Origin of the sequence: Paenibacillus jilunlii, assembly GCF_900102965.1 — a bacterium.
Classification (GTDB): Bacteria; Bacillota; Bacilli; order Paenibacillales; family Paenibacillaceae; genus Paenibacillus_AQ; species Paenibacillus_AQ jilunlii.
This window is the reverse complement of sequence record NZ_FNGM01000004.1, coordinates 73,493-99,544: the sequence shown is the minus strand read 5'-3', so window position 1 is coordinate 99,544 and position 26,052 is coordinate 73,493. Positions and strand designations below refer to the sequence as shown.

The window sequence follows — 26,052 nt, the reverse complement described above, 5'->3', positions numbered from 1 at the left end:
TAAGGCAGCAGAGTGCCCTCTTCCCTGAAGAAGAGGGCACTCTGCTGCGCCAGCTATTCCGTCACAACTCCCTATTTCTTCCTTAAGGATTATAGGGGATAGAGATTGATCTTACAATTACATTTTTACCTTCATGAAGCCTTCCATTCGCTCCAGCGCTTCGGCCAGCTTGGCGGGGGAAGCCGCATAGGAGCAGCGGAGATGGCCTTCGCCGCCCGTTCCGAACACATGGCCCGGCACTGCTGCAACTCCTGCTTCCCGCAGCAGCCGAAGCGCAAAATCCTCCGACCTCATCCCGGTATGCCTGATGGAAGGGAAAGCATAAAATGCCCCCTGCGGCTCATGGCAATGCAGCCCGATGGATCTGAGCCCTTCTACGAACAGCGAACGGCGCTGCCGGAAGCATTCCTTCATATGATCTTTGTCAGGCAATCCATGGCGCAGCGATTCCAACGCAGCAATCTGGCCCAGCACCGGTGCGCACATTGCGGTATATTGATGGATTTTGAGCATTGCGGCCAGCAGCTCGCGGTTCCCGCAGGCATAGCCGACCCGCCAGCCGGTCATGGCAAAAGCTTTGGAGAAGCCGCTGATGACGATTGTCCGCTCTTTCATGCCGGGAAGCGAGGCAATGCTGACATGTCTGCTGTCATAGGTCAGCTCGGCATAGATCTCATCCGACAGGACGATCAGATTATGGGCCTTTACAATTTCCGCAATGGGCATCCAGTCCTCGTAAGACATGACCGCCCCCGTGGGATTATTCGGAAAGTTCACCATCAGCAGCTTGGAACGCGGGGTAATGGCCTTTTCCAATGCCTCGGCAGTAAGCTTGAAGCCCTGTTCCGCAGCAGCCTCCACCTCCACCAGTGTTCCTCCGTTCAAATAGGCGATGGGCGAATAAGCAACATAGCTGGGAGAAGGAATAATAACCTCATCCCCCGGAGCGGTAAAGGCACGCAGCGCCAGATCCAGAGCTTCACTGCTGCCGACCGTTACTATCACCTCGTCCTGCGAATGGTACGCCAGTCCGAAGCTCTCCTGCTGATAGCGGGCAATCTCCTCCCGCAGCTCCGGCAGCCCGGCATTCGGGGTATACATCGTCTCTCCCCGTTCCAGGGCACGGATGCAGGCGGCCCGGATATGCTCAGGCGTAGTGAAATCGGGCTCCCCCACTCCAAGTGATATAACCCCGTTGTTACCCGCACTGAGATCAAAAAAAGCACGGATGCCCGAAGGCGCAATCTCCCGTACACGCGGAGCAATCCGCTCACTCAGCTGGGCGCTGCTATCCTGCGGCAGGAACGGCTTTATTTTATACATAGTTGACCACTCCCTGCTTTGTTGTCAGCGCTCCCTGCATGGTTTCCCCCAAACCTTGCCCGCTCTGCACTTCCTGGTTTCCGTTTTCACCTTGTATGCTTCGGGTTCCTATTAGGCCTTGTTTTTCCACCGCTGCCTCCATCCCCCGCCGCTCTGCAAGCGAACCGGAGATGATCTCGTCCAGCAGACCGCTGAAGGTATATCCGGCAGCAAGCGCACTTCTTGGCAGCAGGCTGGTTTCGGTCATGCCCGGCAGTGTATTTACCTCAAGCACATAAGGAATGCCGTCCTTAACCAGCATATCCACCCGGGCGTATACCGTACATTTCAGCGCCTGATAGCAGGCCAAGGCCGCCGCATGCACCTGTTCCTCAAGCTCTGCAGACAGCTGAATCACCCGCTCTTCTGCACCGCCCAGCTCATATTTGGCGCTGTAATCGAACCAATCCGCTCCAAGTGAACGGATGCCGATGATCGGCAGCAGCGTTCCTCCGAGAATGGGGCAGGTGATTTCCTGGCCTTCGGTATATTCCTCGATCAGCACTGAACGGTCAGCGGCAAAAGCCTTCTCCACCGCGCTCCGCAGCTCCGCACTGCTATCCACCTTTGTCATGCCGATGCTGGAGCCGCCTGAGTTCGGCTTAACCATTACCGGGTAACCAAGAGCCTCCACCGCTTCCGGCGATAAATCCTCCATCCGGCCGAGGCAGAGCCAGTCAGGGGTGTGCACACCTTTGCTGCGGATAATGGTCTTGGACAGATGTTTATCCATGCACAGGCTGCTTGCGAGCACGCCGCTTCCGGAATAGGGGATGCCCAGCGTTTCCAGCGTACCCTGCACCGTTCCGTCCTCGCCGTAGGCTCCGTGGAGGGCGAGCAGCGCGAAGTCCAGGCCTTTTACCGCATCAACCAGCTCTTCCCGCGAATGAATGACAACCGGAACGCCCTCATATTTGCTGCGGTCCAGATGCTTCAGCATTTCCCTGCCCGTATTCAGCGACACCTCATATTCCGAGGATACCCCGCCCATAATCACGCCTACTTTTTTCATTCTCATAACCCCTCTTCATCCCAGTAGTTGCCGTGCTGTCCTGCCAATAATCTCAATGCCCTTCAGAATATCCTCATCAGCTACCCTGGAGAAGCCCAGCCGCAGCGTGTTCTGCCCTTGCCCATTCGTATAAAACATATCTCCCGCCGTAAAAATAACCCCCTGCTCCCGGCATGCGTCCAGCAGCTCTCTCGTGCTGAAGCCCTCGGCAAATGTTGCAAAAAGATGCAGGCCCCCATCCCCGGTGAGTGACGCATACGGAATGTGCTCCTGGCAGCAGGCCAGAGTCAGCTCGTATTTCCGCTTATATTCCGCTCTCGCCCGCTTCAGGTATTTCTCCAGGTTGCCGCCCAGCAGATACTGGTACAGAATCGATTGGTCCAGCGTTGAGGTGTGGATGCTGCGGGCTCTTTTGACACTTTCCAGGTAATAAATCAGCTCCTGATCCGCAACCACCCAGCCGACCCGCAATCCGGGGAAAAGAACTTTGGAGAAGCTGCCCAAATAGATCACAGCGTTTCCGCCGCCCGCCGCTGCAATCAGAGGAGCCACGTGGGAACCCGAATACCGCAGCTCTTCGTTGAAGCCGTCCTCGATCACCGGCACCTTGTATTCGGCCATCAGCCTCATCAGCCGCTGCCTTTTTTCGGGAGACATGACGATGCCCGTCGGATTGTGATAAGAGGGAACGAAATATGCACAGTCATATTCACGTGCCTCCAGCGCCCGCTTCAGCTCACCCAGATGAATGCCGTCACGCTCCATAGCCACTCCGGCTATCTCAAAACCGTGCAGCTTCATGTTCTTAATCGCCGTATGATGCGTAGGATTCTCACAAACCACTGCCCCGGCTTTACGGCCGAGTGCGGACAACACAAGATCAAAACCTTCCGTAAATCCGTTCGTGATCAACATGTCCTTGCCCCGCATATCCACGCCTTTGTGCTCCATATATTGCTTCAAATAGTCTATTAAAGGCTTATACCCCTTGGCATAACCATAGTTCAGCAGAACATTGCCTTCCACCGCCATGCGTTCAAGAAACGCCCGCTTCACATTTTCCAGATCGAACAGGCTTTCATCGGGGGCGATGCTTGTAAAAGAAATCGTCCCCTTCGCCGCGCGGATCCCGCGCTTCATAATATCCAGCTCTTCAGCGAGCCGGGCCTGGCTGCTTAACCGGGCTTTCCAGTCCAGTGTCCATGCGGATTCATCCGGGCTGCCGGCCTGGGCTGCTGCACCTGGTGCGACGTAGCTTCCCTGACCCTGCACCGCATACGTGAATCCATCGTCGGCAAGTGCCTCGTAGGCGGAAATGACCGAATTGCGGCTGACGCCCAGCAGCGTGCTGAGCTCGCGTGTGGAAGGAAGCTTTTGGCCCCCTTGGAGGGCGCCCTTGATCATAAGATGCTTCATGTAATCCTTCACTTGTATATATACCGGCCGACCGGCAATGAGCCTGAAATCCTTGAACATGCTTCAATCGCCCCCATAGCTATCATGGCACAGTCTTCTTCGTAAAAAAAGAACCACAGCCCCGGGATTTTCTTCCCGCTGTGGTTCTATTGAGGGTAAATCCGCCCGAATTCCCGGCGGCAGCCTGGTTTCGAACGGATTCTATACCGTTAGGGAGCTGGATAACCGGAGGTTAACCGCCATTGCCCTCCCTGAAGCTGCAGCCTCACCGTGGCTGCAGTACCCGGCGGCGGGGCAGCTGTGTCACGGAAGCTGCACCCCTCCATGGTCCGTGCCAGCAGCTGGCGGATGATGCCGCCATGCGTCACAACCAGCACCCGCAAAGGCCCCGCATGGCTGCCGTTCTTCAAGCCGGGCGCTGCTGCCGCTGCCTGCAGCAGACCGGACACAAAATGCTCGACGCGTCCAGTGAACGCACTCCAGGCTTCACCGCCCGGCGGGGTGACCGCCGCCGGATCATCGATCCAGCTCCGATATTGCGGAAGATGCTGAAGCTGCTCATAGGTGTGTCCTTCCCACGAGCCAAAGCTCATTTCCCGCAGCCGTGAATCATAGATGGCATTGTGCATAAGTGCAGGCGCGATGAGGTCCAGGGTCTCGCGGCATCTGCGCATATCGCTGCAGTATACCCGCCAGAAGCCCCCGGCAAGCTCCGGCTGCTGCCGGAGCGCAGCCAATTCCGCCCTGGACTCCGGCAGCAGCGCAAGATCGGTGCTGCCCAAATAGCGTCGTTCCTTATTCCACAGCGTATGTCCGTGGCGGATCAGCACCAGTTCAAGCACAAGTCCAGAATCAGAACCAGATTCTGATTCCGATTGATCATCGGACCCCAATTCCGTTTGCTTACGTTCAGGGCTCGGGTCATGCTCATACTCAGAACTAGACTCACGCACATGCCCAGAACTGGGCTCATCCGCTGTATCCAGTTCATCCACTGGTTTCCGTTCAGGCTCAAAATCCAGTCCGGATTGGGTCTTCGCCATCTTCAGGTCAGCCCCCCATCCCGTGCCAGAGCAACGCGGCCGCTGCACAGAGGCAGACAAATATGGCAGAGGTGCGCAGCATCAGCCGTGAAGCAAGGATGATATCCTCCGGCTCCATTGTCCGCAGGGGATCGCCCATGTAGGCGCGGAACGAAGCCACGCCGTGATATACGTTTTCTCCGCCCAAGCGGATGCCGATTGCTCCGGCTACCGCCGACTCCGGGAATCCGCTGTTCGGGCTGGGATGGAGGCGGGCATCGCGCCGCACGATACGCCAGCTGCTGCGCCAGTCCAGGCGCAGCAGCCAGGCACACAAGACTAACAGCAGCGCTGTCATCCGCGCCGGTATGTAGTTGGCCACATCATCGAGCCGGGCGGAGGACCAGCCGAGATTGCGGTATTTGTCATTTTTGTAGCCAACCATAGAATCCAGCGTATTCACCGCACGGTAAGCCATGGCCAACGGTGCTCCGCCCAGCAATGCGAAAAAAAGCGGTGAAATAATCGCATCCACGATATTCTCCGCCACTGTCTCTACCGTGCCCCGGACAATATCCGGGCTCTCCAGCTTGGTAGTGTCACGGCCGACGATCATGCCGAGCGCTGTGCGGGCTGCCGGGATATCCCCCTTGCGCAGCTCGGCATATACAGCCATCCCGGCATCCTTAAGCCCCTTGGAGGCAATCGTTGTAGAGATCAGCCAGACCTCTGTCGCCCAGGCCAGCCAAGGTGCGATGCGGGACAGCAGCAGGAGGATCACTGCGGTCAATCCCCAGGCTCCGCCTGCTACCAGCAGCGGGAGCAGCACTCCCGCAATTTTTAGCGCGCGCGGCTGCGAGCAAAAGCGGCGGATCAGCCGCTCAATGGCGGTAATCGCTTTTCCCATGAGCACGACCGGATGGGGAATACTGCGCGGATCGCCTATTATCCGGTCCAGTACATAGGCTGCAAGCAATATAACAGCAAGCTTCACCGGCCTTCACCCGGCAGCGGCTTACGATTCAAATCGCTCATTGGCTGCCCTTCCTTGCCGGCTCCGCAGCGGGGGAACCGCCAATGCCGGGTCTGACTGTGAATCCACAGGCTCCTGCGCAGAGCTCCAACCGCTCGGCTTCTCCGTTTGGGCCGCCGCTACCGAACCGAGGCTCGCTGTTACAGCGGCGTACACCAGCCGGCCGATGGCTCCCCCCAGGTCGGTGGCCGTTCCGGCGTAGACATGCTCCGCGCCGTAGCGTCCGCTCCCGCTCACTGCGAGTACAACTGCATCCGTAGTGGTGCCGGTTGCAATCAGGCCATTCTCGGGGTCTGTGATCCCGAGATCGGCCAGTGCGGCAGCCTTCGCTTCGGCTGCCGTCATGACGGCATTGACCATCGCGGACGGAGTCAGGCGGCCGTCAATGCCCAGCATGATGTTGATCGTGCCGGGGCGGTAAGCCGCCAGCACGTTCCGCGCCACTCCGGCGCGCGCGGCATTGCCGGATGCTGCGGTCACGCAGCAGAAAATCCCCGCCGAGCCGGTATCCTCCTCTGCAACTGCAGCATGCTCCAGCGGCACCGCTGTCATCAGCCCCGCGCAGCCTTCCAGCGGATACCCCCATTCGCGCAATTTGTTCTCCATATCGCGCACCGGATTGCTGCACTTATAATCGCGGCTGACGAACTGGTTGACGGCCCGTTTCAGACGGACCATGCCCCCTCCGTATACCGCACTCGAAATTCCTTCCGCTTCAGCCGGGAATTCCAGCAGCAGATGCTCAGGCTTCCGTTCCAGTACCAGCCCCGGCCAGACGGCAGAACCATATCTTGTCTCCCCATCCTTGAGATTAAAAGGATTTCGCGCCTCAGTCATTGAATTTCCTCCCCCTTCACACTCATAATCAACAGCTATCCATGACCACGCAGCTATCCTAAGTGGAATTTCTCCAACTAATCGGGGCCATATGCCGTTCCTGCAAACGTTATTTGGAAAAAGTAAACTTAATCACGCCACATCCGCACATATATGGGGATTCACCTCAAATTAAGTGTACAAAATCCCACTAATCCCCATTCCGAGCTGCAATTCAACGAAATAAGTTTACTTGCTCCACTTAGATTTTTCACAAGGGCAGATTAGTCCAAAACGTTGAAGAACCTCTACTTATGCATCAGTATCTGGAGCGCAGATGCTACCAGAGTATGGTATGACCGTTTCATTTCACACTTCTACTCCATAAGACAACCTTCATTTACTTCTACCACTTCTACTCCGTACCACTGCCCCTACTTACTTCTATCACTATTACTCCGTACGCTGCTCCCCAATTACTTCTACCACTATTACTCATACGCCGCTCCCCACTTACTTCTACCGCTTCTACTCCGTGCTCCCAGCTGCTCAGCGCACCCGCCTTACGCCTTGCGTTTTACTGCGGCTTGTGCCATCGGGCTGCACGCTTTAGCTTTATTTCAGTGTCAGCCCCCCCGCCCCGATAATCTCCTCCAGTTGCCGCAGCAGGCGGGCATTGTCCCCGCGGCCTTTGACCGCGACGCGGATATGGCCCGGCGCAAGGCCCGGGTACATCGCGCAGCTGCGCACGAGAATGCCGCTTCGGCCCAGCTTCTCCTGCAGGACCGCTGCGCTCCAGGGCGCGGGCAGGCCCAGCAGCAGGAAGTTCGCTTCGCCCGGCGGCACCTCGCAGCCGAGCCGCAGCAGGCCCTGCCGCAGCGCTTCGCGCTCTGCGGCAATCAGCCCCCGCGTGCGCTCCTCATAATCGCGCCCGCTGCGCAGGCAGGCTTCCCCGGCCAGCAGGGCCAGGCCGTTTACGCTCCAGGTCACCTGCTTGCCGGTCATGGCTGCGGCAAGCTCCGGGGCGGCGATGGTGAAGCCCAGCCGCAGCCCCGGAATGGCATAGAACTTCGTCATCGAGCGGATCAGCACCGTATGACGGTAAGCCATAAGCTCCGGCAGCAGCGATTGCCTCCGCTCTTCGGGGATGAAGTCGATGAACGCTTCATCCACCGCTAGCACCGCCCCGCAGCGCTCCGCCTGCTGCGCGAGAAGCCGGAGGTCGTCCAGCGCATACTGGACGCCATTCGGGTTGTTCGGCTGTCCGAGGAACAGCAGATCCACCTGTTCCAGCAGTCCGGCGATGCTCTGCACACCGGCCCGGTAGCCCTGCTCCTTCGTCCCACGGACCGAGAGGACGTCCGCACCGAACTGCTCCGCGAGCTGGCGGTACTCGGAGAAGCAGGGCTCGACGATCCCTACCCGGCGCGGAGCCGCAGCCAGCAGCAGCAGGGCCATCGATTCCGCGGCTCCGTTGCCTACCGTAATCCATTCGCTGTCTACGCCGAGACTCTCCGCCAGCAGGGATTTCAGTCTGCGGTGACCGGGGTCAGGATAAGCCGTCACCGCTGACACTGCATCCCGCAGCAGTTCCAGCACGCCGGGCGGCGGACCGAGGGGGTTGATATTCGCGCTGAAATCCACAAAAGCGCCGCCCCCCCCCTCCCCATACAGTTCCGCCGCCGTCAGCAAATCGCCGCCGTGGCCGTATTTTTCAAGCATGTCTACACTCCTCTTAGACTATCGATTATTACTCTATGTGACTCATTGACCCCATTATTGCCCCATTGCAGGAGATACGTCAATGATTTCACTCCCCGGCCACAGCAGGGTTTTGCACAAGAGGGGGGCTTCTGTCTCAAAGCTGCTTGTTCTTTTGTACAAACTGCGCTTTTGGTTTAAAATAACTAAAGCAGTTAATCATGCACAAGCGGAGGAATTCACCATGCTTTTTATCGATAACACCGGAATTACAGACGCTTCGATCAATCTTGCGATTGAGGAATTTGCCCTGAAAAATCTGCCGATGGACGACAGCTATCTGCTTTTTTATATCAACAGCCCGTCCATTATCATTGGCAAACATCAGAATACCATTGAAGAGATCAACCAGGAATATGTGAAGGAGCATAATATTCAGGTCGTACGGCGGTTATCCGGCGGCGGAGCGGTCTATCACGACCTGGGCAACCTCAACTTCAGCTTCATTACCAAGGACGACGGGCAGTCTTTTCATAATTTCCTGAAATTCACCCAGCCGGTCATCGACTACCTGCAATCCATGGGGGTGAACGCCGAACTCAGCGGACGCAATGACCTTCAGGTCGGTGAGCAAAAAATCTCCGGCAACGCCCAGTTCTCCACACGCGGACGCATGTTCAGCCACGGCACTCTGATGTTCGACCTCAATCTGGACGATGTGCAGGCTTCGCTGAATGTGAACCCGGAGAAATTCAAATCCAAGAGCACCAAATCCGTGCGCAGCCGTGTCGCCAATATCAAAGACCTGCTCGGAAAAGAGATGACGATTGAGGAATTCCGTGCGGGCCTGCTCCGTTCGATCTTCGGCATGGAGCCTTCCGAGGTTCCGCAGTACAAGCTGACTATGGACGATTGGGTGCGGATCAATGAAATCTCCAAGGAGCACTACCAGAACTGGGATTGGAACTACGGCCTGTCGCCAAAAAGCAATGTAAAGCACACCCGCAAATTCCCGGCAGGACTCGTCGACATCCGCATGGATATTGAGGATTCCTACATCAAGGATATCAAAATCTACGGCGATTTCTTCGGCGTAGGCGATGTGGCGGATGTGGAGAATGCGCTGCGCGGCAAGCGTTATGAAGAAGCAGCGGTCAGAGAAGCTCTTGCCGGACTGGACCTAACGCATTATTTCGGCCGCATTGAGCCGGAGGACTTCATCGGGCTGATTTTCCTGGAGGAATAGAACAAGCAGCAACGCTGAATATGAAAAAAAACAAGGGCGGGACCGTAGTCATTATATACGGGCCCGCCCTTTTGTGGTGGTATAGCAGTGCGAATCAAAGGTATAAATACCCTCGATTTCACTGCCTGAGCACATCCGTACGAAATCAAAGGTATAAATACCCTTGATTTCACTGCCTGAACGCATCCGTACGAAATCAAAGGTATAAATACCCTCGATTTCACTGCCCGAGCACATCTGGACGAAATCAAAGGTATAAATACCCTTGATTTCACTGCCTGAACGCATCCGTACGAAATCAAAGGTATAAATACCCTTGATTTCACTGCCCAGGCTCATCTGGACGAAATCAAAGGTATAAATACCCTTGATTCCACTGCCCGAGCGCATCTGGACGAAATCAAAGGTATAAATACCCTTGATTCAACTGTCCATGCGCAATTGGACTATATCAGAGGTATAAATACCCTTGATTTCACTGCCTGAACGCATCCGTACGAAATCAAAGGTATAAATACCCTTGATTCCACCGCCCAGGCGCACTTGGCCTATATCAAAGGTATAAATGCCCTTGATTTCACTGCCTGAGCGCAGTCAGACAATTCAAAGGCTTGTCAAACTCTCCGGCAGCAAAAAGACTCCCGTCGCTTTATGCGGCAGGAGTCTTCAAGATGGAGCAGCAGCTTTTTACAGATTGGGGGTGAGCACAAATACATACATAACCAGCACCAGTGTGAGCACGATGCAGAATTTCTCCACCGCACTGCCCTTCTTCGTGCCGGTGCTCATCAGCTTCAGGCGAAGCTTGATGGGCAGCGGAGGCAGCGGAGTAATGCCGCGCTGGGTCAGGGAATCGGCCAGCAGATGCAGCGCATAAGACATGCCGCCGGCAATCCACAGGCTGCCGCCGTCATTCATGCCGAGCGAAGCAAAATAGAGCAAGGCTCCCCAGCCGGCCACAGCGTACAGCGTATGCGTCAGTCCGCGGTGCGGAACAACCGAGGATACGACAAGCACGCAGGCGGCTATGTAGTTCCACGGATCGTAGGCATCCGCGAACGCGAACAGCGCCAGTGCCAGCAGCAGCATCACGAGATGCCGGAGCCTGCGGCCCGGCAGGAAGGATACGCTTCCGACAAGCAGCGCCAGCGCGAGATTCCAGGGGGGCGCGGCGATTCCGGCAAAATACAGATAAATGGCCGCCCCGATTAGCGATACCTGCAAGATCCGCAGCAGGAATTCCGGCACGGCTTTGCGCACCAGCAGTGAATTCGGCTCATCAATATCGGGCAAGAGGGCACTGAGCCCTGCCACGGCAACCGCCGGAATCGTAATTTCATGGCCGAGCAGGCTCATGACGGATAGGGTAACCCCGGTGCTGATGATTAAATGGGATTTGCCCATCATGGTGTACCCGCTCCTTTCTAAGGTGTAGGGACTTTGAAGCACAAAAATAAGAACAAGTGTACGGTTCTCGAAGTATACCAAGTGCTGGCTTTTTTGTCCAGCCTTTAGCTGTATTTCAGAGGTTTCAGCCCTCCCCAGGCGTTCCGGGGCACAGTTCTGTCTTGTCCTCCCCCCTGTTTTGAGCTACAATTTGGAGAACTTGATTTTACAAAATATTTGTCGTGTCAAGAAAGGATGACCTCTGTGAATCGCTCCCGATTAGCCGGCCTCAGTCTGCTGCTGGTGGCGATGATGTGGGGATGTACATTTCTCATTGTGCAAAGTGCGGTCAAGGTGCTGCCGCCGCTCGCCTTCAACAGCATCCGTTTCATCGGCGCAGCTTTGCTGCTGGCGCTGATTACCGCCGTTTTTTACCGCCGGGAATGGAGGCTGCTGAACTGGCGTATGGCAGGGCATGCCTTGCTGCTGGGCCTATTTCTGTTTCTGGGCTATGGGTTCCAGACGATGGGACTGCTCTATACCACAACCTCCAATACCGGTTTTATCACGGGACTGTCGGTCGTGCTTGTCCCTTTCCTCTCGCTGGCCCTGCTTAAGACGGCCATCTCACGGTATACCTGGTTCAGCGCGGGACTCGCGGTGGCAGGCCTCTACCTGCTCACCTTCACCGGCTCCGCGCTGTCCCTTAATAAGGGCGACGCGCTGGTGCTAATATGTGCTGTCGCCTTTGCCCTGCAGGTCGCCTATACCGGCGTATATGCTCCGCGATATCCGGCGCTGCCGCTGGCTGCGCTGCAGCTTGCTTGTGTCGGGCTGCTCAGCGCCGCCGCCTCCCTGCTTGTGGATGGGCCGGCCCCGCTTGCGCACAGCGGGACCCTGATCCTGAAGCCGGATGTGCTGTGGGCCCTGCTTGTTTCCATCGGCCCCACCAGCGCCTTTGCCTTCTGGATTCAGACGGCCTGCCAGAAATACACCACGGCTTCCCGGGTGGCGGTTATTTTTGCCACGGAGCCGGTATTCGCTGCCCTAACAGGGCTGGTGTTCGGCGGAGAAACGCTCGGCGTATCGGCACTGCTGGGCTGTCTCTGCATTCTTGCGGCCATGCTGATGGCCGAACTCAGCCCCGGGCCTGCCCCTACATCGCAAGAGGACGAAGAACCAAGCCTTCTGCTTTCATCTGATCCATGATTTTTTTGGCCTAGTACAGCATCAGTTTTTTAATTGTGGAATCCAAGCTCTGGCCCATCGGAAGCTGCCCATTTGGAATCCACAGGGTACTACCAGCTTGTTCAGAGACAAGAGCCATGCCTTCCGCACAGGCTCCCCAAATTTAAGCTTAGGCTTCCGAAGCATTGGTACGAAGCTATTCAGGAAGCTAAGCTCACCCCATAGGAGAGAATCTACATGTACAAATTGATTGCAATCGATATTGACGATACCTTGATTAACGATGACAAGGAAGTTACCCCTGCCACACAAACAGCGCTGGAAGAGGCCGTTGCCGCAGGCGTTGTGGTTACCCTGGCTACCGGGCGCGCCTACGCTTCCGCCCAGGCCATCGCCCGCCAGACCGGACTGAACGTGCCGATCATCACTTACCAGGGCGCACTTGTGAAGAACCTTATGGATGAAAAAGTGCTCTACGAGCGTTATGTGCCGCAGGATGCCGTACGCAAGCTGTTCAACTACTGCGTGGAGCATAACCTGCACTTGCAGACCTATATTGATGACAAGCTGTATGCCCGTGAAGAGAACCAGAAGCTGGTCGACTACGCCACCCTTAACGGAACTAAATATTATATCGAGCCGGATTGGGAGAAGCTTGTCCCGCAAAAAACGCCAAAAATGCTGATCATCGACGATCCCGATTTCCTGGATGAGCTATCGCCTATTCTGCGCGGGCTGCTGGGCGATTCCGTGCACATTACCAAATCCAAGCCGCATTTTCTGGAGATCATGCACCATGAAGGCACCAAGGGACTGGCGCTGGAGTTCCTGGCGGCCCACTTCGGCTGCGAGCTGTCCGAAACCATCGCAGTCGGCGACTCCTGGAACGACCACGAAATGCTGGAAGCTGCCGGCCTTGGCGTAGCCATGGCTAACGCCATCCCGGCGCTGAAGGACATTGCAGACTTCGTCACCCTCAGCAACAATGAAGACGGCGTGAAATACGCCATCGATAAATTTATCCTGCAAACTGCTGAATAAAGAAGCATAAGCTTGCTCTCCAGCAGCACAAAGGGTGCCTTACGCCGGTCAACTGATCCCGGCGGTAAGGCACCCTTTATTTCCTATCCCATCGACTCTATAGAGCTTTATGTTCCATATCCGGGGGATTAATCGAACCGGTAGGTCCAAAACGGTTCCGTTCCGAACCGGGTCCGGATTTCCTCATCCGTCAGCTCCTGATTCCCAACCAGCTCCGCCGCTTGGAATTGCGTACGGTGCGCACGGATCGACGCCATTTTTTCCTCAAGGAAGGCGGTCACGTCTACGATCATATCCGCCTTCCCGATCGCCCGCTCGTGGTTGCTTGCGAACGCGACGCAGTGGACAAGCGGCCGTTCTGCTGCGGGAAGCCGGCCAATCGTACGTATGACAGCGGCTCCGGTGGCATCGTGGTCGGGATGCACACTGTACCCCGGATAGAAGGTGATCACCAGCGACGGACTCAGTTCCTGGAGCAGCGCCATAATCTCATTGTCCAGCCGCTGCTGGTCTTCGAACTCGATCATTTTATCGTGGAAACCGAGCATCCTTAAGTCCTGGATGCCGATTGCAAGGCAAGACGCTGCCAGTTCCTCTTTGCGGATGGCCGGCAAAGTGACACGGCTCGCGAACGGCGGGATGCCCATGTTGCGCCCCATCTCTCCCAGGGTCAGACAAGCATAAGTGACTTGAGCACCGCTGTCTATGTACTTCGCCAGCGTCCCCGATGCCGCAAAAGCTTCGTCGTCTGGATGGGGAAACACAACTAAGATACGCTGGTGTTCCGTTTGTTGGTTCTTCATGGCTGTGTAATCCTCCGCTTTCATCAGAACGTTTCCCGGCTCAGCTGCAATGCAACGATCAGCTTGCCTTGACTGTCATGCCCAGCCAAGATTAGCCGTTCCTTTTCCGTCTCATCCACATGTGTAAGGCCTTCGGCATAAACCCAGCCCTGTGTTGTCTTTAAGCCCACCCGGTAGGGTCCCGTGCCGGAGATGGAGCCTTGTGTATAACGGACCGCCGCATTGGAAATGAACGCCGACGCCGGGTGCCGGGTACTGTCCAAGTGACTGGCGTAGGCGCCCGTCGTGAGTTCAAGGTGTACGTATAGATTCTGCCCGGCGAGCTGATCAATCCGGATTTGGATGTCTTCGGGGGTTATCGGCTGCATGTTGGCCTCCTTATGTCTGTTTCTCCGATCCGCTTATTTAGCTATCGTGTCCTGGTATTACAGCAAGTACAACTCATTTTCTTGCTAAATACAAGTCGATAGTATCATAAACCATTAGGACATCGCCAAATTTTATAATGGCTTCTCTGATCTCATCTTCAAACCGCTCTTTGGCAGGGGATGGCAAGCTTCTATGGTCTGAATATGTGTTCAATAATGCGACATAGTCAGTCGAAGAAAATTGTCTGGTTAAATGATACAGCTTAAACACAACATCTCTAAATCCATAATTTTGAATAGTTTTCGATGTATTATTGTATCTCTCAGTGTCATTTTCTATGAGCTTGGTATTAGAAGGTCTATATTTTTGATATATGCCTTGAATAATCTGATGTAATTCGTCATTTTCCCGTGATACAAACGGCCGGTTCCAAAATAACGCCAGAGTCCCATCATTTTTTAATAATTTGGAGGCTTTACGATAACCTGTTTCTTCCGGAATCCAATGAAATGCAGTAGCTGAATAAATGAAATCTATACTGCTGTCCGGGCATGCAAACTCTTCAAATGAAGTATTGTATATCGTAAAATTTTTATATTCCCGGAATTTTAATTTTGAATATTCTGTGAGATCTTTTCCTAATTCAATTGCCGCTACTTCACAGTCTGTTTCCAAAAAAGGTCTGGTGGCTTGGCCTGTTCCAATACCAATTTCAATTGCTTTTCCGCCCTGTTCAAGATGAGAGTAGGCTATGATATCTTTAAATAATTCTTCACAATAGGTTGGTCTCCATTTGTCGTAATTCTCCACATCTTCATTAAAGGTTAGCCGTTTATCGATAATAATCATCCTCCATTCCATCCCCATAACGCAACCGGATAAGAGCCAATCAAGTAAAAGATATACTCCTTATCGTTGCCCCAATTTCTTCATAACGGCGAAGTAAATTTTCGTATTGGTCTTTTTGCATTAACACTTTTTTATTTCTTTCGCAATAATTAACGATTTGTCCAACGTCTGTGTTGAGGATATGCTGCCCTTCATTTTCCAACTCCGAGAACATGGCTTTTTGCTCTGCTCTAAAGGTATGGAGAGAGTCTTCTATTAGACTCTGTTTCCTTGCCAAAAGTGTAGTTGCTTCATTTAGGTCAATCAACTGATGCTTCCATAAAATTTTAATAGACAGCAAATCGGTATCTTCATAAATGTCTATCGTTTGCGCCAGTTCCCGTAGACTTGAAGACAATCTTGAGACGAGATCCGTATCCCATTCATTAATCAAATATAAAAGGATGTTGTATATCCAGCCGGTGTCGCTTTGAGAAAAAACCGTTTTGACATGCGGAATAGTTTCGGACGTATACTTTGACAAAAGGTCTACAATTTCTGCAGCTATAGGCCAATTCATATCCTGCAGCCATTCCAACAATTCCGGCAATAAGGGGATGATCATTGATCTTTCTAAGCGGGCCAGGGCTTCAACACTTTTAAAATCATGCTTATCCTTTGGTAGAATGTTGTGATTCATTTGCACGCCTTCTCCCCCTAAGCTGAACTATTCAACTCCCAAAGCACTTTCAATTGCATATTTATAGTTATCCCACTTAAAGTAATAAGGTCCGATTTCAAGCTTATTATTGCTGCCCGTTACCTGAAAGTTACTCCATTCTACAATATCTGATTCTTTACCGATACTCACTGAAATGTATCCGCACTCCAAATCACCGCACCAAGGGCAAACTAATATTGGATATCTATGATACATGAGTTCAAATGGAGATTTTAATAAAAAGTATTCAATCATTAGTCTTTGATGCTCTTCACTCCCCCAACCAAGGGCGGGAACCAAATCATACTTCTTTAGTTTTTGGTATAGCGAGTTCCCGTCTATAATGATGTCAGCAAATATTGTGTTTTTATTTCCGGTTTGTTTCGGGTCATGTTCCGCATATCTACTGGATGGCCTCGTTTCTAAGTAACTAACTTTTATCATAGCTCCCCCTAGTAATTCATCATGCATCCGGTCCCGCTTCATTGCTTCGGCATTAATGTTATCATTGCAGTCCTTGTATACTTAATGGGGAACGCGACTTGAACACCCTGCTGCAAATAAAGCTCCTCTAAAATTCAGCTCCCCGTACCTTGGCGTATACCTTGGAGTCATGCAGCTCTCCATCCAGACCGAGGGCGTTAAGGCGCAGAATGCCATCCAGTAAAAAACCCGCACGCTCGGCGACGGCTGCACTTCTGGCATTACGTCCGCTGCAGCGGATTTCAATCCGGTTCGCCGCAAGCTCCTCTATGGCAAAGCGGGTAATTCCGTTCACTGCCTCCGTGATGTATCCCTTGCCTGTGCAGGTGGTCCGCAGCCAGTATCCGGCTTCAAAACAACGGGTCTCCCAGTCGATATGATGCAGACCGGTACACCCGAGAAATGTCCCCTCTTCCTTGTGAAAAATAAGCATATTCAGCATAGTCCGGTTCAGAAACTTCAGCCTGGAATCTCTGGCGTATATTTCGGATTCCTCCAGTGCCGGTATGCTTTGGGCAAAAGGCATCCACGGCTTCAGCTCCTCCAGACTCTCGCGGATTGCCTCATTCACTACTGCTCCGTCACCCCACTGCGGGGCGCGCACCAGCAGGCGTTCAGTCTCAAAGAACTCGGGAAAATCAAACAAGACCGGGATAAATGGATCTGACTTCATGACCATATTCAGCCTCCTGCGCAATTAAATGCGAATTTCAATTTTTTAACAAGAATATTCACATTATAATGGCAGTTCTCTATCTTGGAAATGCGGATTAATATGCGGAGTCACAAGACATTGAAGACCCGTGGATCATCTTGGCCCTCCTTCATTCGGCTGGAGTAGGTTTAGATGGACTGGAGTACGCGGACTGAGTCCGCATGAGCGAAAAAAACGGTATTTTCCTGAGATAAGGCCTCCTGAGGCCACTTCATTACACACACAAATAAAAAACCGTCTCCCACGTGAATGAAAGACGGTTCCCTTTAGATTTCAAAACTATTTGGCGGCTCATACTGGGAGAGAATCTCCAGCACCACCTCAGCCGAGTTTGCCGCAGCCAGCTCCAGATGGGATTTGAACAATCCGGCCGCCTCGGAGCCGGCAATATCCGATATGGCCCGGACCGCCAGAAAAGGAACACCGAACTGATAGGCCGCCTGGGCAATCGCCGCACCTTCCATATCGGTCGCTTTCGCCTCCGGGAACCGGCTGACAATGGACAGCGCCCGCTCCGGATCGCTGATAAAAGAATCGGCTGTCGTAATCAGCCCGGTGACAGTCTGCCCCTGCCTTACGCCGTACCGGACGAGCTTCCGCGCCTGGGCAAGCAGCCCGGCCGCAACCGGATAACGCTGCGGCATCTGCGGCACCTGCCCGTAGGCATAACTGAAGGCCGTAGCATCCACATCGCTGTAGACCAGCTCCTCGGCGATGACCACATCGCCAACCTTCAGGTCAGCGGCCAGGCCGCCAGCCGCCCCGGTGTTGATGATCAGCTCACAGTGAAACCGCTCCAGCAGCAGCGTGGTGGTCACTGCCGCGTTGACCTTGCCGATGCCTGATTGAAGCAGTACGACCTCCTGTCCGTCCAGCACTCCGGCATACAGCTTTCCGCCGCCAGCCTTCAGGCTGCGCACATCCCGCAGCTTCGGCAGCAGCGGGGCTATCTCTTCTTCCATGGCTCCGATAATCGCTATACTCATCAGATGCTTGCTCCTTTTGTCTGATACTGACCAGCCGTTTCGTATTCCTCCAGCTCCGCCACTGCATCCGCCACTGCGTCAGCGGTAATTATGCCGGGCATCATATGAATGGAAGCTTCGGGGACAACCGTCCTTTCGCCCAGCTTCAGCAGTTCTTCCCTCTTCAAGTGACCCAGTCCCATGGCCCTAAGACTGGACGGCAGGCCCAGCTCCTCGTAGAACGGCAGCAGCCCGTCAATCTCCGGCCAATTCCCCTCCAGCGCCAGCTGCACCAGCACACCGTAAGCTACCTTGCTGCCATGCAGCAGGCCGTGTGTCTCCGGGATGGCTGTCAGTGCGTCATGCACCGAATGGGCGCCTGCGGTACGGCCATAATCCTCGCCGAACCCGCCCACAAGCCCGGCGACCATAATAATCGTTTCGGCTGTCCGGGTCAGGGCATCATTCAGCTCTCCTGACCGCACCGCAGCAAGCGCCGCGCTGCTGTAGCGGAGCAGGTTTTCACGGCATTTCCGCGCCGCATCCCAGGCCAGTTCCACCTCTACCGGCGGTGCCTCCAGATGTCTGATGATGACATCCGCCTCATACCACTTCGCCAGGGTATCGCCGATTCCGGCGGCCAGCAGCTCTGGCGGTGAAGCGGCGATTACCGCCGGGTCCAGCAGCACCAGCGCGTTGCTGCGGGCAAAAACCTCAAAACGGATAAACGTCCCCTGCTCATCGTACATCACACTGAGCGAGGACCAGGCTGCACAGGTCGCAGCCAGGGTCGGAAGAATAATGGCCGGCAGATTCAGCCTGGCCGCTGCCGATTTTACCAGATCGGTAATCTTCCCGCCGCCTACGGCGATGACCGCTTCAAGCTGATGCTGTGACGCATAGCCGGCAATGGCATCACGCTCGCGGTAGGTGCATTCTCCGCCGTACACATGATAGTGTACCTCTGTCTCTTTCAGCTCCGGCCAATACGGCGCAGCAGCCGTCCAAGACCTGTCTCCGCGCACCACCAGCACACGGCGGATTCCTCTTTTCTGCAGATGCTGTTCCAGGCTGCCCCAGCTGCCCGGCCTGCAAATGAACTCCTGCGGCGCGGCGCGCACAATAATTTGCTGTTCCACCAGCATATCCCCTTCCGTATTCAGCGCTTAGTCGCGGCGGGCTTTGCGGGCCAGCCGGTTCCCTGCGGACTGAATGCCCTGGACAAAAATAATCAGAATCGCCACAGTCACAATCATCACAAAGGTATCAAAACGCTGATAGCCATAGGAGATCGCCAAATCGCCAATCCCCCCGCCGCCCACTGAGCCTGCCATTGCGGTAGCCCCGATCAGTCCAATCGTCGCCGTCGTCATCGTCAGAATCAATGAACCAAAAGCCTCGGGGAGCAGAAAATGCCAAATGACCTGAAAGGTAGTCGCGCCCATCGCTTCTGCAGCTTCCATGATTCCAGGGCTGACCTCAAGCAAAGAATTCTCCACCAGCCGCGCTATATATGGAGCAACATATACAACCAGCGGCACAATTGCCGCGCTTGTACCGATCGATGTATGCACCAGAAGTCTTGTAAATGGAATAATGGCCACAAGCAGAATAATAAATGGCAGCGAGCGGATGATGTTAATGACCGGATTAAGGACCGCAAACACAAACCGGTTCTCCATCACACCGCCCGGACGCGTAATCACCAGAATGATGCCAATAGGAATCCCCAGCAGCGCCCCGAAAAACAACGACACGCCCACCATAACCACGGTTTCCCTCAGCGCTTGAAACAGCTGCTCCGAAGTAATCACTGAATCGAACATTTAAGCTTCCACCTCCGTAATCTCAACACCCTGGCTGACGATAAAAGCCGCCGCCTGGTCAATCACTGCATGGTCGCCGTGCATCTGCAGAATCATATTGCCCAGCGTCGTATTCTGGATCTCCGTCATATTGGCGAACAGAATATTCACATTCACCTCATACCTGCGGATGAGGCTGTTGATGATCGGCTCCGAGGCCGCCCCGCCGACAAACTTCAGCCTGAACAGCCGGCGCCCGCTTTCCGCCTTCAGGGTATGCAGCACACTCTGCGGCACACTGTTATGTATGACCGTCTGCACAAAGCTCTGCGTAGTCGGATGATGCGGACTCCCGAACACATCCAGCACATTGCCCTGTTCGATGATTTCCCCACGCTCCATGACAGCTACCTTATTGCAGATCTGCTGAATAACCGCCATTTCATGGGTGATGATCATGATTGTAATGTTGTACTCTTCGTTAATTTTTTGGAGCAGCTCCAGAATCGACTTGGTGGTCTGCGGATCAAGCGCCGAAGTTGCCTCATCGCAGAGCAGAATTGAAGGATTGCTCGCCAGCGCCCGGGCAATGCCGACCCGCTGCTTTTGCCCGCCCGACAGTTCCTTGGGGTAGCTGTGCGCTTTATCCCCGAGTCCCGTGAATTCAAGCAGTTCGGTCACCCGCTCGCGGATTTCCTGTTTGCTTCTCTTCAGCAGCACCAGAGGAATGGCGATGTTGTCGAACACGGTTTTGGATTCCAGCAGATTGAAATGCTGAAAGATCATTCCGATGTTCTTTTTGGCCTGCCGCAGCTCTGCCGGATTATATCCTGCAAGATCCTGGCCTTCCACCAGCACTTCCCCGGAAGTGGGCCTTTCCAGTGCGTTGACCAGACGGATCAGCGTGCTTTTGCCGGCCCCGCTGTAGCCGATAACGCCGTAAATGTCCCCTCTGGCAATACTCAGGCTGACACCGCGCAGGGCTTCAATGGACTGGCCTTTGCGTTCAAAGGTTTTGTATACATTTTTAATCTCAATCATGGTGCACCGCCTCCTGACCGGCCGATAACTTGGCCCGTGTGAAAATACCCGCTGCCGCGATCCGGTCAACGGCTTCGTTCAGCTTGTCCTCGCTGTTCACGAGGCTGACCCGCACATATTCGCGGCCCTGCGCTCCAAAACCGCCGCCTTCAGCGACGGCAACCTGCGCCTCATCCAGCAGCCGTGCTGCAAAGGACGCCGCTGTATAGCCTTCCGGGACTCTGAACCAGGCAAAAAAAGTGCCCTGCGGAGCGTTGATCTCCCATCCCAGCTCCTGGAGTCTGGCAACCAGCACATCACGCCGCCGCTCATACAGTCTGCCAAGCTCTGCAACCCCCTCCTGCGGACCCAGCAGCGCGGCCACTGCCGCATCCTGCACTGCACCGAACACCGTGCTGTAGGCCTGGGTGTGATAATGCTTCAGTGCCGCGATAATCGAGGCGTTGCCCACGGCAAAGCCGAAGCGCCAGCCGGCCATGTTGAACGTTTTGGAGGCCGTATAGGTCTCAATGCCATATTCCTTGCCGCCCGGCTGCTGCAGCAGACTGACCGGCTTGTGGCCGTCGAAGCCAAAGGCGCCGTATGCGAAATCATTCAGCACCGGAAATTCATAGCGGGCCGCAAAAGCAAGCGTCCGTTCATAGAAATCCGCCGTAGCCACCGCCCCCGTCGGATTATTGGGATAGTTCAGCATCAGCAGCTTGACCTGGCGGGCTAGTTCCTCCGGAACTGTCCTGTAATCAGGAAGGAAGCCTTCGGCTTCATGGACGGGAATCGTATGAATACGGGCCCCGGCTAAGGCGGCTGCTGCGTGATAGGCCGGATAGGCGGGGTCCGCCGTCAGCAGCAGATCTCCAGGATTCAGCAGGCTCTGCGGAATACCGACCACCCCGATTCCTGAACCGCTGAACACTGCGACTTCCGTTTCCGGGTCAAGATCCACCCCATATTCACGCTGATAAAAAGCAGCGATGGCCTCAAGCGTAGCGCTTTTGCCATAAAAGGGCGGGTAGCCCTGATTCTCCGGCTTGTCGACCGCCTCCTTCAAAGCGGCAACAATATGCTCCGGCGTCGGCTGGTCGGGATTGCCGCTGGCCAGATCAATGACATCGATTCCTCTGCTGCGGTATAAGGCGATTTTGGCTTTCATAGCGTTGAAATAATTTCCGGGAAGCTCTGTGACGATCCTGGAGGGTTTAAAATCCATGCTGATTGCACCTCTTCGCAAATTCTTTGGAATAGACAATGATCTGCCACTCCCCCGCTTGCAGAGGAATGACAGACCGGAAGGGGAATATTATTTAAAATAAGCCGGCAGCTTGTAGCCTTCATAATCCGGGTTCGACTTGATGTATTTCTGGAATTCATCCGAATGATACCCTTCAATGATGTCCTTAACAAACTGAGCATCTTTGTTCTTGCTGTCCACCGCCACGATATTCGTGAACGGATCGGTCATATTCTCCAGCTTCAGTGCCGTAGTCAGCTTGATATTGTTCGATACAGCGAAGTTTCCCTGAATTGCGGCGTAATCCACATCCTCCAGCGCCCGCGGTCCCTGTGCCGGCTCGGTGGCAATAAATTTGAGGTTGTGCGGATTCGAGGTAATGTCAGCAAGCGAAGTCTGCAAAGGATCAATGTTGTCCTTCAGTGTAATCCAGCCCACGTCCTTCAGCACATTCAGGGCACGGAGCATATTCACCGGCTCATTCGGCAGATTGACCTGGTCACCGTCCTTTACTTCATCGAGGCTGGTATGTTTTTTGGAATACAGCCCCATTGGCGGAGTCGGCACCTGCACCACACCCACCAAATCTATTTTTTCCCGTTCATTAATCGACTGCAGGTATAAGGAGTGCTGGAACACGTTGGCATCAATTTCGCCGTTCGCTACCGCCACATTCGGCTGGATGCCGTCTGTGAACTCTTTATATGTAATGGTATAGCCCTTCTTCTCCAGATAAGGCGCAACGCCGTTCTTGAACTGATCACTGTAAGGACCGGGATTAAAGCTGATCTTCAGTGTCTTCTTCTCTTGTGCGGAGGAATCGCTGCCAGCACCGGAAGCTTCCTTGCCATTGCCGCATCCGGCAGTAAATAAAGCGACGGCGACGACCAGCAGCGTTGAATGAATCCATTTTTTCTTCATACGGTTGTTTCTCCTCCTATTAATCCTAGTAAGTTGATGTGATTTAATTTTGATTCATATCTTACAATGCATTAATATGCGTGTCAACACATTTTCATTAAGCAGATTAGTATACTCGGATTAACTATTTACTTCTCTTATTCATTGTGATAGTTTGATATGAAAAGGCCGAAAGGAAGAGGAACATGGCAAAAGTTGAAAGTTTCCAATTGGATCATACGAAGGTAAAAGCCCCCTATGTGCGGGTTGCAGGTACAGAGAAAAACGAGAAGGGCAGCACGGTGCAAAAATATGATCTCCGCCTGCTTCAGCCGAATGCCGACGCTCTGCCCACGGCAGCAGTCCATACGCTGGAGCATCTGCTGGCTACCTATCTGCGTGACGAGCTGGAGGGGATCATCGATATCTCTCCAATGGGGTGCAGAACCGGCTTTTATCTGATTATCTGGGATGAGCATGAGCCGGCCGATGTTGCCGCTGCACTGACGAAGGTCCTGCATAAAGTGCTGGAAACCGAGCATGTGCCGGCGGTGTCCGCGCTGGAATGCGGCAATTATAAAGACCACTCCCTGTTCAGCGCCAAGGAATACGCCAGACTTGTGCTGGAGGCCGGCATCAGCGATGATCCCTTCCGCAGCTAGCCTGAAAGGAACCCTCATACGATGCTGAATATTGACTTTGCCGGCAAAACCCTTGTTGTAACCGGAGGGCTCACCGGAATTGGCAAGGGAATCGCGGATTTATTCCTTAAGGCCGGAGCGAATGTAGTAATCGGAGATATCGCCTGCCGCCCCGGCATTGAATCTATCCATGACCGGCTGGTGCAGATCCAGATTGACGTTACGGTAAGTGCAGACGCAGCGCGGCTGATTAATGCCGCTGTGGAGGCTTTTGGCGCGGTCGACTTTCTGGTAAACAACAGCGGAACCTCGACAATGGATTATGCCATCGATATCCGGGAGGAAGACTGGGATAAGGTCATGGATATCAACGCCAAAGGCGTATATCTCGTTTCCCAGGCGGGAGCGCGGCAAATGCTGCGCCAGGGCGGAGGCGGCCGCATCATCAACATTGCCTCCCAGGCAGGCAAAAACGGCTACCGCTGCATGGGCAACTATGTCGCGTCCAAGCATGCCGTGCTTGGCTTCACCAAGGTAATGGCACTGGAGCTGGCCCAAGCACAAATTCTGGTGAACGCCGTCTGTCCCGGCATCGTCGAGACGGACATGAAGCGCCGCGAGCGTGTGGAAGGCGCTGCCCTGCGCGGCATGCAGCCGGAGGATATTCTCGCTGAGGACCGCTCGCAGGTGCCGCTGGGCCGGACGGCCGAGCCGGAGGATGTAGCCAATGTAGTGCTGTTCCTTGCCAGCCCGATGGCCTCTTACATGACGGGCCAGGCCATTAACGTGACCGGCGGCATGACGATGAATTAACGGTCACGACAACATAAAACGGCTACGTTGTCCAGTGAAGGACAGCGTAGCCGTTTTATGTTTCAGTTTACCGTTGTCTGGGGGACCCTCCATGTTAAAAGGATCACTAATTCGCTCGAACACCTGTACTCTCCTGGCGAAGTGGAAAAAGGATCACTAATTCAGCTCTTTTCGCGCCTGACAGGGTAATATTGCCCAATTAGGTTTCCTTTTTCCACTTAAACCTCTCAACTTTCGATTTTTCAGGGAAATAAGTTCCCTTTTTCCAACTAGCACCTGCTCACCTGCTTCTACGCAAGCAAAAGTCCGAGTTCTAATCCGACTGGTTGCCGTAGGGTCCCAGAACTCCAATGAGCCTCAACCTTCGCCGTGACCCAGCTGCAGTTTCAGCCCCGTAACCGCTAGCGTCACATTGCCCGGCAGAATGTAGTCTTTTCTCATATCCACATCATGCGACATATGCGTATACACCGCACGGACCGGCTGTACGATGTCCAGCAGTTCTGCCGCTTCAGTCATATCGTACACTGAACGGGTGGACAGCTCGGCAGATTCATAATAAAAGCTTGTCCCCAGCACCAGCAGATCTGCTCCATGCATATGCTTCGTCTCCTCCGGTCCCAGTGAAATAGAATCCGGACAATAGACCCAGGTGTAGCCGTCCTTTTCCAGCCGGTAGGCGTAGGAATAGCCGTTCTTGCCATGGTTAACCCGCCAAGTGCGGATCTGCCAGCCATCCAGTTCAAGACCGTCATCGCACGGAATCATATCGATATGTCCGCCAAGCCACGGATACTGCCGCTGAATCACAGGGATCACCTCCGCCGGAGCGTAGAGCTCCCCTCTGTACCCCATCCAGCGGCAGCTGTCGGCCCACTCCGGCAGTCCGCCGATATGATCGAAGTGGGGATGTGTCACCAGCAGCCTGCGCATGCTCCGCCGCCCCTGCAGCTCCATTTGCCGCCGCCAATCCGGCCCGCAGTCAATGACCCAGAAATCACTGCCATTATCGATAAGCACGGAGGAGCGCAGCCGGGCGTTGTCTCCGCTGCTCCTTGCCTCCATGCAGGTCTCGCAGCTGCAATATACCCGGGGTACGCCCATGGCGTCCCCAGTTCCCAAAAATACCAATGTGTCCACAAGCCAGACCTCCCTCTAATATCGTCACGGATGTTCCAAAAACACTTTACCATTATAGAACAGCTCAGCGATCGATTGCATCCTGTTAGTGAAGGAGAGACTCGTTTTTCCTACACACCACCGTTAGACTAGGCACCTTGAGCAACGACCTGAGGTAATCTTGCACGCTATACAACATCTCAGCTCATCCTACCCCACATTCGCTCCAAATCTTGCACGCCGTACAACATCTCTGCTCATTCCAGCCTGATCTCACCTTAAATCTTGCAATCTGTGCAACAAGCCGGTCATTCCACCTTAAATCAGCCGACATTACCTGCATACTGTACAACATTCCAGTTCAATCCACTCTCTACTCCCCAAATCCTTCATGCCGT

At 54.3% G+C, this 26,052-nt stretch carries 27 protein-coding genes; 5 read left to right on the top strand and 22 right to left on the bottom strand.

All coding sequences use genetic code 11. From position 1 onward, the window contains the following. Window positions 1-117: 117 nt before the first annotated feature. From BLQ82_RS09885 to BLQ82_RS09855, 7 genes are all read right to left on the bottom strand, one after another. Complete coding sequence (locus tag BLQ82_RS09885; RefSeq protein ID WP_062523883.1) at window positions 118-1,323, bottom strand: aminotransferase class I/II-fold pyridoxal phosphate-dependent enzyme; 1,206 nt, start codon at window positions 1,321-1,323, stop codon at window positions 118-120. Further along, a complete protein-coding gene (locus BLQ82_RS09880; RefSeq protein ID WP_244280751.1) occupies window positions 1,316-2,374 on the bottom strand; it encodes a D-alanine--D-alanine ligase in 1,059 nt (352 codons plus the stop codon). Before BLQ82_RS09880 ends, BLQ82_RS09885 begins: the two co-directional genes overlap by 8 nt. A gap of 15 nt (window positions 2,375-2,389) precedes the next feature. Further along, window positions 2,390-3,850: an aminotransferase-like domain-containing protein gene (locus tag BLQ82_RS09875; protein ID WP_062523882.1), complete on the bottom strand. Its 1,461-nt coding sequence runs from the start codon at window positions 3,848-3,850 to the stop codon at window positions 2,390-2,392. A gap of 149 nt (window positions 3,851-3,999) precedes the next feature. Continuing rightward, complete coding sequence (locus BLQ82_RS09870; RefSeq protein WP_062523881.1) at window positions 4,000-4,833, bottom strand: histidine phosphatase family protein; 834 nt, start codon at window positions 4,831-4,833, stop codon at window positions 4,000-4,002. 7 nt (window positions 4,834-4,840) lie between these two features. After that, on the bottom strand, window positions 4,841-5,806 hold the full coding sequence (gene cbiB, locus BLQ82_RS09865) for an adenosylcobinamide-phosphate synthase CbiB (protein ID WP_062523880.1): 966 nt from the start codon (window positions 5,804-5,806) through the stop codon (window positions 4,841-4,843). Window positions 5,807-5,827: 21 nt separating this feature from the next. Further along, the gene (locus BLQ82_RS09860; RefSeq protein ID WP_074648102.1) at window positions 5,828-6,682 is read right to left on the bottom strand and encodes an adenosylcobinamide amidohydrolase; all 855 of its coding nucleotides are present in this window, start codon (window positions 6,680-6,682) and stop codon (window positions 5,828-5,830) included. Window positions 6,683-7,276: 594 nt separating this feature from the next. Next, window positions 7,277-8,383, bottom strand: a complete 1,107-nt coding sequence (locus BLQ82_RS09855) for a pyridoxal phosphate-dependent aminotransferase (RefSeq protein ID WP_062523879.1) — start codon at window positions 8,381-8,383, stop codon at window positions 7,277-7,279. 223 nt (window positions 8,384-8,606) lie between these two features. On the opposite strand from BLQ82_RS09855, the gene lplA reads away from it, so the two are divergent. Next, window positions 8,607-9,608: a lipoate--protein ligase gene (gene lplA / locus BLQ82_RS09850; protein ID WP_062523962.1), complete on the top strand. Its 1,002-nt coding sequence runs from the start codon at window positions 8,607-8,609 to the stop codon at window positions 9,606-9,608. A gap of 51 nt (window positions 9,609-9,659) precedes the next feature. Here lplA and BLQ82_RS09845 read toward each other — a convergent pair whose 3' ends face one another. Continuing rightward, the gene (locus BLQ82_RS09845; RefSeq protein ID WP_062523878.1) at window positions 9,660-9,998 is read right to left on the bottom strand and encodes a hypothetical protein; all 339 of its coding nucleotides are present in this window, start codon (window positions 9,996-9,998) and stop codon (window positions 9,660-9,662) included. A 297-nt stretch (window positions 9,999-10,295) separates the two neighbouring features. Continuing rightward, window positions 10,296-11,015: a metal-dependent hydrolase gene (locus tag BLQ82_RS09840; protein ID WP_062523877.1), complete on the bottom strand. Its 720-nt coding sequence runs from the start codon at window positions 11,013-11,015 to the stop codon at window positions 10,296-10,298. A 243-nt stretch (window positions 11,016-11,258) separates the two neighbouring features. Between BLQ82_RS09840 and BLQ82_RS09835 the strand changes: the two genes are divergently transcribed. Together BLQ82_RS09835 and BLQ82_RS09830 are read left to right on the top strand one after the other, a co-directional pair. Then, window positions 11,259-12,203: a DMT family transporter gene (locus BLQ82_RS09835; RefSeq protein WP_062523876.1), complete on the top strand. Its 945-nt coding sequence runs from the start codon at window positions 11,259-11,261 to the stop codon at window positions 12,201-12,203. Window positions 12,204-12,419: 216 nt separating this feature from the next. After that, complete coding sequence (locus tag BLQ82_RS09830) at window positions 12,420-13,223, top strand: Cof-type HAD-IIB family hydrolase (protein ID WP_062523875.1); 804 nt, start codon at window positions 12,420-12,422, stop codon at window positions 13,221-13,223. Window positions 13,224-13,351: 128 nt separating this feature from the next. Here BLQ82_RS09830 and bshB2 read toward each other — a convergent pair whose 3' ends face one another. The 12 genes from bshB2 to BLQ82_RS09770 all read right to left on the bottom strand — a co-directional run bounded on the left by bshB2 (window position 13,352) and on the right by BLQ82_RS09770 (window position 23,102). Further along, the gene (gene bshB2, locus BLQ82_RS09825) at window positions 13,352-14,026 is read right to left on the bottom strand and encodes a bacillithiol biosynthesis deacetylase BshB2 (RefSeq protein WP_062523961.1); all 675 of its coding nucleotides are present in this window, start codon (window positions 14,024-14,026) and stop codon (window positions 13,352-13,354) included. Window positions 14,027-14,049: 23 nt separating this feature from the next. After that, window positions 14,050-14,394 (bottom strand): YojF family protein, encoded by a 345-nt coding sequence (locus BLQ82_RS09820; RefSeq protein ID WP_062523874.1) that lies wholly within the window; start codon window positions 14,392-14,394, stop codon window positions 14,050-14,052. 73 nt (window positions 14,395-14,467) lie between these two features. Beyond that, the gene (locus BLQ82_RS09815; RefSeq protein ID WP_074648098.1) at window positions 14,468-15,244 is read right to left on the bottom strand and encodes a class I SAM-dependent methyltransferase; all 777 of its coding nucleotides are present in this window, start codon (window positions 15,242-15,244) and stop codon (window positions 14,468-14,470) included. 40 nt (window positions 15,245-15,284) lie between these two features. After that, entirely contained in the window at window positions 15,285-15,923 is a 639-nt protein-coding gene (locus BLQ82_RS09810) for a DUF5071 domain-containing protein (RefSeq protein WP_143013393.1), read from the bottom strand. Window positions 15,924-15,950: 27 nt separating this feature from the next. Then, entirely contained in the window at window positions 15,951-16,415 is a 465-nt protein-coding gene (locus BLQ82_RS09805; protein ID WP_341874839.1) for an oxidoreductase, read from the bottom strand. 100 nt (window positions 16,416-16,515) lie between these two features. Further along, entirely contained in the window at window positions 16,516-17,100 is a 585-nt protein-coding gene (locus BLQ82_RS09800; protein WP_143013400.1) for a GNAT family N-acetyltransferase, read from the bottom strand. Window positions 17,101-17,408: 308 nt separating this feature from the next. Beyond that, window positions 17,409-18,128, bottom strand: a complete 720-nt coding sequence (locus BLQ82_RS09795) for a 5'-methylthioadenosine/adenosylhomocysteine nucleosidase (protein WP_062523870.1) — start codon at window positions 18,126-18,128, stop codon at window positions 17,409-17,411. Further along, window positions 18,128-19,249, bottom strand: a complete 1,122-nt coding sequence (locus tag BLQ82_RS09790) for an iron-containing alcohol dehydrogenase family protein (RefSeq protein WP_244280756.1) — start codon at window positions 19,247-19,249, stop codon at window positions 18,128-18,130. Before BLQ82_RS09790 ends, BLQ82_RS09795 begins: the two co-directional genes overlap by 1 nt. Before the next feature lie 24 nt (window positions 19,250-19,273). Further along, the gene (locus BLQ82_RS09785) at window positions 19,274-19,933 is read right to left on the bottom strand and encodes a methionine ABC transporter permease (RefSeq protein ID WP_062523869.1); all 660 of its coding nucleotides are present in this window, start codon (window positions 19,931-19,933) and stop codon (window positions 19,274-19,276) included. Beyond that, window positions 19,934-20,953, bottom strand: a complete 1,020-nt coding sequence (locus BLQ82_RS09780; RefSeq protein WP_062523868.1) for a methionine ABC transporter ATP-binding protein — start codon at window positions 20,951-20,953, stop codon at window positions 19,934-19,936. Continuing rightward, window positions 20,946-22,160 (bottom strand): aminotransferase class I/II-fold pyridoxal phosphate-dependent enzyme, encoded by a 1,215-nt coding sequence (locus BLQ82_RS09775; protein WP_062523867.1) that lies wholly within the window; start codon window positions 22,158-22,160, stop codon window positions 20,946-20,948. Before BLQ82_RS09775 ends, BLQ82_RS09780 begins: the two co-directional genes overlap by 8 nt. Before the next feature lie 90 nt (window positions 22,161-22,250). After that, a complete protein-coding gene (locus tag BLQ82_RS09770; RefSeq protein ID WP_062523866.1) occupies window positions 22,251-23,102 on the bottom strand; it encodes a MetQ/NlpA family ABC transporter substrate-binding protein in 852 nt (283 codons plus the stop codon). Window positions 23,103-23,287: 185 nt separating this feature from the next. On the opposite strand from BLQ82_RS09770, the gene BLQ82_RS09765 reads away from it, so the two are divergent. Continuing rightward, window positions 23,288-23,743, top strand: coding sequence for an S-ribosylhomocysteine lyase (locus tag BLQ82_RS09765; protein WP_020428307.1), 456 nt, complete (start codon window positions 23,288-23,290; stop codon window positions 23,741-23,743). 21 nt (window positions 23,744-23,764) lie between these two features. After that, entirely contained in the window at window positions 23,765-24,535 is a 771-nt protein-coding gene (locus BLQ82_RS09760) for an SDR family NAD(P)-dependent oxidoreductase (RefSeq protein WP_062523865.1), read from the top strand. Between the two features lie 357 nt (window positions 24,536-24,892). On the opposite strand, the gene BLQ82_RS09755 is transcribed toward BLQ82_RS09760, so the two are convergent. Further along, the gene (locus tag BLQ82_RS09755) at window positions 24,893-25,675 is read right to left on the bottom strand and encodes an MBL fold metallo-hydrolase (RefSeq protein WP_062523864.1); all 783 of its coding nucleotides are present in this window, start codon (window positions 25,673-25,675) and stop codon (window positions 24,893-24,895) included. Window positions 25,676-26,052 lie beyond the last annotated feature (377 nt).

What these genes read in the sequence shown, in the direction of transcription:
- BLQ82_RS09885 (WP_062523883.1), bottom strand. Translation starts at nt 1,323, where the DNA reads ATGTATAAAATAAAGCCGTTCCTGCCGCAGGATAGCAGCGCCCAGCTG.
- BLQ82_RS09880 (WP_244280751.1), bottom strand. Translation starts at nt 2,374, where the DNA reads ATGAAAAAAGTAGGCGTGATTATGGGCGGGGTATCCTCGGAATATGAG.
- BLQ82_RS09875 (WP_062523882.1), bottom strand. Translation starts at nt 3,850, where the DNA reads ATGTTCAAGGATTTCAGGCTCATTGCCGGTCGGCCGGTATATATACAA.
- BLQ82_RS09870 (WP_062523881.1), bottom strand. Translation starts at nt 4,833, where the DNA reads ATGGCGAAGACCCAATCCGGACTGGATTTTGAGCCTGAACGGAAACCA.
- BLQ82_RS09860 (WP_074648102.1), bottom strand. Translation starts at nt 6,682, where the DNA reads ATGACTGAGGCGCGAAATCCTTTTAATCTCAAGGATGGGGAGACAAGA.
- BLQ82_RS09855 (WP_062523879.1), bottom strand. Translation starts at nt 8,383, where the DNA reads ATGCTTGAAAAATACGGCCACGGCGGCGATTTGCTGACGGCGGCGGAA.
- lplA (WP_062523962.1), top strand. Translation starts at nt 8,607, where the DNA reads ATGCTTTTTATCGATAACACCGGAATTACAGACGCTTCGATCAATCTT.
- BLQ82_RS09845 (WP_062523878.1), bottom strand. Translation starts at nt 9,998, where the DNA reads ATGCGCTCGGGCAGTGGAATCAAGGGTATTTATACCTTTGATTTCGTC.
- BLQ82_RS09840 (WP_062523877.1), bottom strand. Translation starts at nt 11,015, where the DNA reads ATGATGGGCAAATCCCATTTAATCATCAGCACCGGGGTTACCCTATCC.
- BLQ82_RS09830 (WP_062523875.1), top strand. Translation starts at nt 12,420, where the DNA reads ATGTACAAATTGATTGCAATCGATATTGACGATACCTTGATTAACGAT.
- bshB2 (WP_062523961.1), bottom strand. Translation starts at nt 14,026, where the DNA reads ATGAAGAACCAACAAACGGAACACCAGCGTATCTTAGTTGTGTTTCCC.
- BLQ82_RS09820 (WP_062523874.1), bottom strand. Translation starts at nt 14,394, where the DNA reads ATGCAGCCGATAACCCCCGAAGACATCCAAATCCGGATTGATCAGCTC.
- BLQ82_RS09815 (WP_074648098.1), bottom strand. Translation starts at nt 15,244, where the DNA reads ATGATTATTATCGATAAACGGCTAACCTTTAATGAAGATGTGGAGAAT.
- BLQ82_RS09810 (WP_143013393.1), bottom strand. Translation starts at nt 15,923, where the DNA reads ATGAATCACAACATTCTACCAAAGGATAAGCATGATTTTAAAAGTGTT.
- BLQ82_RS09805 (WP_341874839.1), bottom strand. Translation starts at nt 16,415, where the DNA reads ATGCATGATGAATTACTAGGGGGAGCTATGATAAAAGTTAGTTACTTA.
- BLQ82_RS09800 (WP_143013400.1), bottom strand. Translation starts at nt 17,100, where the DNA reads ATGAAGTCAGATCCATTTATCCCGGTCTTGTTTGATTTTCCCGAGTTC.
- BLQ82_RS09795 (WP_062523870.1), bottom strand. Translation starts at nt 18,128, where the DNA reads ATGAGTATAGCGATTATCGGAGCCATGGAAGAAGAGATAGCCCCGCTG.
- BLQ82_RS09785 (WP_062523869.1), bottom strand. Translation starts at nt 19,933, where the DNA reads ATGTTCGATTCAGTGATTACTTCGGAGCAGCTGTTTCAAGCGCTGAGG.
- BLQ82_RS09780 (WP_062523868.1), bottom strand. Translation starts at nt 20,953, where the DNA reads ATGATTGAGATTAAAAATGTATACAAAACCTTTGAACGCAAAGGCCAG.
- BLQ82_RS09775 (WP_062523867.1), bottom strand. Translation starts at nt 22,160, where the DNA reads ATGGATTTTAAACCCTCCAGGATCGTCACAGAGCTTCCCGGAAATTAT.
- BLQ82_RS09770 (WP_062523866.1), bottom strand. Translation starts at nt 23,102, where the DNA reads ATGAAGAAAAAATGGATTCATTCAACGCTGCTGGTCGTCGCCGTCGCT.
- BLQ82_RS09765 (WP_020428307.1), top strand. Translation starts at nt 23,288, where the DNA reads ATGGCAAAAGTTGAAAGTTTCCAATTGGATCATACGAAGGTAAAAGCC.
- BLQ82_RS09760 (WP_062523865.1), top strand. Translation starts at nt 23,765, where the DNA reads ATGCTGAATATTGACTTTGCCGGCAAAACCCTTGTTGTAACCGGAGGG.